The 3,673-nt window shown below is 65.2% G+C and carries 4 protein-coding genes; 1 reads left to right on the forward strand and 3 read right to left on the reverse strand.

What is annotated here, in order from left to right; all coding sequences use genetic code 11:
* Positions 1 to 81: 81 nt before the first annotated feature.
* The 3 genes from FCN18_RS36415 to FCN18_RS36425 form a co-directional block, all read right to left on the reverse strand.
* Positions 82 to 726, reverse strand: coding sequence for a class I SAM-dependent methyltransferase (locus FCN18_RS36415; protein ID WP_110344000.1), 645 nt, complete (start codon positions 724 to 726; stop codon positions 82 to 84).
* Positions 726 to 1,283 (reverse strand): M56 family metallopeptidase, encoded by a 558-nt coding sequence (locus FCN18_RS39365; RefSeq protein ID WP_158303259.1) that lies wholly within the window; start codon positions 1,281 to 1,283, stop codon positions 726 to 728. The genes FCN18_RS36415 and FCN18_RS39365 overlap by 1 nt, the downstream gene beginning before the upstream one ends.
* A 328-nt stretch (positions 1,284 to 1,611) precedes the next feature.
* A complete protein-coding gene (locus tag FCN18_RS36425) occupies positions 1,612 to 1,956 on the reverse strand; it encodes a BlaI/MecI/CopY family transcriptional regulator (protein ID WP_110343976.1) in 345 nt (114 codons plus the stop codon).
* A 202-nt stretch (positions 1,957 to 2,158) separates the two neighbouring features.
* On the opposite strand from FCN18_RS36425, the gene ctaD reads away from it, so the two are divergent.
* The coding region (gene ctaD, locus FCN18_RS36430; protein WP_228714314.1) for an aa3-type cytochrome oxidase subunit I at positions 2,159 to 3,673 on the forward strand (1,515 nt) is incomplete at its 3' end.

The raw sequence follows: 3,673 nt of genomic DNA on the forward strand, positions 1-3,673 counted from the left end.
GCCACAGCGCACTCGGAGCCAAACCCCCGATCAGCCGACTGCCACCAACCTGATGGCCGGGTACACCTAGGCAGCACTCTCTCATTTCGGTTCCCGAGGGATGGCCGTGCCCTGTGCGTACGGGGCGACGAGCGGAACCCGCGGCCACGGGCGGAAGATGTCGAGCTCGCGGACGGTGAATCCGGCCGCGCGAATAGCCTGAACGGTGCGACGGTTCGGTCGACAGCCCGCGGCGATGCGCGCCCAGGTCGGCTCGATCCGGTCTTGAACCCAGCCGAGCAGCCCGTCGGCACGGATGTGCTCGAAAAATACGAGCTGACCTGTGGGCTTGAGCACCCGTCGGATCTCGGCCAAGGCCCGATCGAGGTCGGTGACGCTGCACAGGACGAGGCCGCACACGACCGCATCGAACTTCGTCTCGTAGAACGGCAGTCGCTCTGCGGTTGCATCCACGATATCCACCGGTACCTGGACTGCGGCTACGGCGTCGCGCAGACGTTCGCGCATCGCTGCGGACGGCTCGGCAGCGACGAGCTCGCGAACGCCGCGGTAATGCCGGAGATTGGTACCTGTCCCGGCACCGATTTCCAGGACGGTGCCCGTCAGCGACCCCACCATCCTTGCCCGCCGGGCGCCGGCCCAGCGGCGCTCAGCCGGGGCGTTGAAGCTGTCGTAGTAACGGGCGAACCGTTCGGCAGCCTTGCCGTCCAGATACTCACGAGTCATCACGCCGCCAATCTACTACATTCTCGTAGTATCCAACCGCAGCCGGGATGGAGCAGTGAGGACGCGAGAAATGCGCTCACGACCAACCAGCTCATGAGCAGCAATCCCCCTGCACTGATCGCGATCGCCCGGCGCGCCGGTCGCCGCCGGGCCACCCGCGCGCCCTCCAGTTGCAGCACACGGGCCTCCAACATGTCCCGGTCGCCGAATCCCGAAATCACGTCAGCAGCCAAGGGAACCGGTGGCGCACTCGCGATCAGCAAGGCCCGCGCGAGCACGGCCGGACCGATGCGGTGTGCAGCGCGCCTGTCAGCGGCCAGCTCCGCATCGCACCGGGCGCGCTGCGCGAGATGCGCGAGCACTGGCATGAGGAGCGATCTCAGCACGGCTATCCGACAGAGGAAGATGCGGAGGGGGTCACGTACTCGCACGTGTTCGGCCTCGTGTTCCAGGACGGCCGCCAGTTCGTCATCGGAACAACGGGCAATCAGGCCGTCGCTGATCACGATGCGCGGTCGCCACAACCCGTATGTAAGCGCGAAGGCACGATCGTCCAACACCCGCTCCACGCGCGCGACCAGTCCCTGTCGTCGGACGAGTGACCGTAGCCCCGCGGGTACCGGGAACGCTGCGAGCCGGAGCCGTCGATGCGCCCGCAGCGCGGCCCGGACAGCTTGATCTCTCGGCGTAGCGCTGCGAGGTTCAGCGCTATCAACGCCAGAGCCGGGAGCACCAAGTACCACGTCGCGACGAGCCGCCCGGCTGCGCCTGTCAACAGAGTGTGGAGAACGGCAGTGATCGCCGCGCAGGACCCGATCAATGCAGTCGTCCGCAGGAGCAGGCCAGCGCCGATCAGGCTCCAGAAGGCACCGCCACGGGCCGACATCAGCTTCTTCCTTCGATGATCCGACGCAGCCGTTCCCGGAGATCGTCGTCAGCCTCCGCCTCCGCGAGGAAATGCGCAACGGCAGCCTGACCGTGCTCGTCGATGACCCGTCTCACTGCAAGTGATGCGGGGTCGCGACCGACCGGCTCGTAGGCATAACCTCGGCCAGCCGGACGCCGCCGCGCCGCACCCTTGTCGGCCAGTCGCGCGAGAACCGTCATGACGGTCGTATAGGCCAGCGGACGGGACCTCGCCGCGTTGAGCTGCTCCAGCACGTCGCGCACGGTCAGCGGACCAGCACCTGCCCACAACAGCTCGAGGATCTCTCCCTCCAACCTGCCCATGACCACACCTCCCGACGACCTCCTACTACAACATCGTAGGAGAAATCTGGAGCGAGGGTCCACCCCTATCGCGTGCTCCACGAGTACGCCCCTATCGGCCCGAGCACGGCCACGCACCCGTGTCGATCGACACAAAAGCCAGTAATCTACTATCTCGTCTAGTAGTTTGGTGTGGCTGTGGCGCCACGAATGGAGTTCGAGCATGGTTGTGACACCGGCACCTGTTGCTCCGCGCCCGTCGCCGGTGCGCGAGGGGCCGAAGGGTTCATACCTGCTGCGGTTGTTCCGCACGACTGACCACAAGCAGATCGGCATCATGTACCTGGTCACGTCGTTCGCCTTCTTCATGGTCGGCGGGGCGATGGCCATGTTCATCCGCACCGAACTGGCTCGCCCGGGGCTGCAGTTCCTGTCGCAGGAGCAGTACAACCAGCTGTTCACCATGCACGGCACGATCATGCTGCTGCTCTACGCGACACCGGTGCTGTTCGGATTCGCGAACTTCATCCTGCCTCTGCAAATCGGCTCACCGGATGTCGCCTTCCCACGGCTGAACGCGCTCAGCTACTGGCTGTATCTCTTCGGCGGCCTGACCGCCGTCGGCGGGTTCCTCACCCCGGGCGGCGCGGCCGACTTCGGCTGGTTCGCCTACACGCCACTGTCGAACGCAATCTACTCCCCCGGCGTGGGCGCGGACTTGTGGATCACCGGCTTGCTGGTGTCCGGCCTCGGCACGATTCTCGGCGCCGTCAACATGATCACCACCGTGGTATGCCTGCGCGCGCCAGGAATGACTATGTGGCGGATGCCCATCTTCACCTGGAACATCCTGGTCACGAGCATCCTCATCCTCATCGCCTTCCCGATCCTCACCGCCGCCCTGTTCGGCCTGCTCGCCGACCGCCGCCTCGGCGCCCATGTGTTCGATCCGGCCAACGGCGGCGTGATCCTGTGGCAGCACCTGTTCTGGTTCTTCGGCCACCCAGAGGTGTACATCGTCGCGCTGCCGTTCTTCGGCATCGTGTCCGAGATCTTCCCGGTGTTCAGCCGCAAACCGGTGTTCGGCTACAAGGGCCTCATCTGGGCCACGCTCGCCATCGCGGCGCTCTCGGTGTCCGTGTGGGCGCACCACATGTACGCCACCGGCGCGGTGCTGCTGCCGTTCTTCTCGTTCATGACCTTCCTGATCGCCGTGCCGACCGGTGTGAAGTTCTTCAACTGGATCGGCACCATGTGGAAGGGACAGCTGACCTTCGAGACGCCGATGCTGTTCTCGGTCGGCTTCATCGTCACGTTCCTCTTCGGCGGTCTGTCGGGTGTGCTGCTCGCGGCCCCGGCGATCGACTTCCAGGTGTCCGATTCGTACTTTGTGGTGGCGCACTTCCATTACGTGCTCTACGGCACGATCGTGTTCGCCACGTTCGCCGGCATCTACTTCTGGTTCCCGAAGATCACCGGCCGGATGATGGACGAGCCGCTGGGCAAGCTCCACTTCTGGACCACGTTCATCGGCTTCCACGCGACGTTCCTCGTGCAGCACTGGCTGGGTGCCGAGGGCATGCCGCGCCGCTACGCCGACTACCTGGTGACCGATGGCTTCACCACGCTCAACACGATCTCCACGATCGGCGCCTACCTCCTCGGTGCCTCGACGCTGCCGTTCATCTGGAACGTCTTCAAGAGCTACCGCTACGGCGAGGTCGTGACCGTGGACGAC

It is taken from the genome of Prauserella endophytica (assembly GCF_005146945.1).
Taxonomy (GTDB): Bacteria; Actinomycetota; Actinomycetes; order Mycobacteriales; family Pseudonocardiaceae; genus Prauserella_A; species Prauserella_A endophytica.